The sequence below is a fragment of the Micromonospora zhanjiangensis genome, from assembly GCF_042650605.1.
Classification (GTDB): Bacteria; Actinomycetota; Actinomycetes; order Mycobacteriales; family Micromonosporaceae; genus Micromonospora_J; species Micromonospora_J zhanjiangensis.
Window position 1 is genome coordinate 1 of the sequence record NZ_JBHSBN010000097.1, and the last position, 1,520, is coordinate 1,520.

The window sequence follows — 1,520 nt, forward strand, 5'->3', positions numbered from 1 at the left end:
CAATGCCGTTCAGTTAGGGCGGTGGTTGGCCTGTCAAGGTTCGTTGGTGATGACGTTGATGCTGGTGGTGGCTTTGTAGGTGCGGCGGTCGATGTTCGGTCCGCGGGCTTGGTACTTGGAGTTCGAGCGTTTGATCATGCGGGTTTTGGTTCGGATACGGCGGTCGGGGAGCATGTTCGCCAGGACGCGTTCGCCGATGGTGCCGACCAGGTCGATGGTGGTGTCGGCGATGACGCCGGCGGCGTGCACGATCTGGTCGCGGGCGGCGTTGAGGGCGGTGGTGAAACTGGCCCGGTCCGGGTCGAGGCCGGGTTGGCTGTCGGTGGCGTCGACCATGGCGGTGCGGAGCACCTGGTAGACGATCAGCAGGGCGTGGATTTCCTGGTCGATTCCGTCGGGGGTGCGGGCGCGTAGGACCCGGCCGCCGAGGATGGTCGATTTCAGTTCCAGGTAGGCGGTCTCGATCTCCCACCGCTCGTGGTAGAGGCGGACGAGGTCGGTGGCGGGGTAGCGACGCGGGTCGAGCAGGGTGGTGATCAGCCGGTAGTCGCCGGTGTGGTGGCCGGCCGTGGTGGTGATGCTGATCCGGGCCTCGATGATCCGCACTGGCTGGCCGCCGATGATCGACAGCCAGGATCCGTCGTGACAGCGGCGGATCAGGGGGAGTTTCCGGCCGGTTTTGCAGCGGATCAGCAGGTCGGCTCCGGTCGCCGCGAAGCTGGTGATCAGGTCGGCGGCGGCGTAGTTCCGGTCGGCCAGTAGCAGCATCCCGGCGCGCAGGCTGCGGGCCAGGCGTTGTGCCTGGTCGAGTTCGCCGGTGGTGATCGGGTCGAACACGGCGTCGAGGACCGAGCGGGTCCCGCAGGTCAGCAGCGCGCTCAGCCGCAGCGTCGGGTAACCGGAACCGCCGTTGTTGCCGCGTTGTTTGACGTAGCGGCCCAAGTTGGCCGGTGAGTCGGCGACGGACAGGATGGTGCCGTCGATGACGACCGGCAGCAGGCCGCGCCACCACACCGCAGCGAGGGCGCTGGTCGCGGCGGGACCACGGAGCAGGTCGAACAACGCCCGCAGCGGGGACACACCGAGTCGTTGCCGGGCCTGCCGCAGGGCACTCGCGGTCGGTGTCCTCAGCTGCACCGGGTGCAGGCCGGTGACGAGTTTCGACCACACCTGCCGGTAGCCGAGTTCGGTGAACAAACACCCGGCCAGCAGCAGATACACCACAACCCGGGCCGGTAACAACCGGATCCGCCGCTGCGTACCCCGAGTCGCGGTGAGCACGTCATCGACCATCTCGAACGGCACCAGGCGGGTCAGCTCACCGAGATGACCCGGAGCGAACGGCCCCGCCGCTACCGTGACGGTACGAGTTATGGCAATCTGATCCACCAAGCGGGGTTCCTGGTTCTGGGTTGTCTTGGAGTGACAAACCTTGATACCGGAACTCCGCTTCTCACGTCCTGATCAACACACCCCTTGACCGCACCCGCCCACGCCTAACTGAACGGCGTTGGGGCTAG

Annotated in this window: 1 protein-coding gene; it reads right to left on the reverse strand. The window is 66.7% G+C overall.

Annotation, left to right across the window (positions count from 1 at the left end; genetic code table 11):
• Nucleotides 1–33: 33 nt before the first annotated feature.
• On the reverse strand, nt 34–1,389 hold the full coding sequence (locus tag ACFOX0_RS34080; protein WP_377553794.1) for an IS4 family transposase: 1,356 nt from the start codon (nt 1,387–1,389) through the stop codon (nt 34–36).
• Nucleotides 1,390–1,520: the final 131 nt, after the last annotated feature.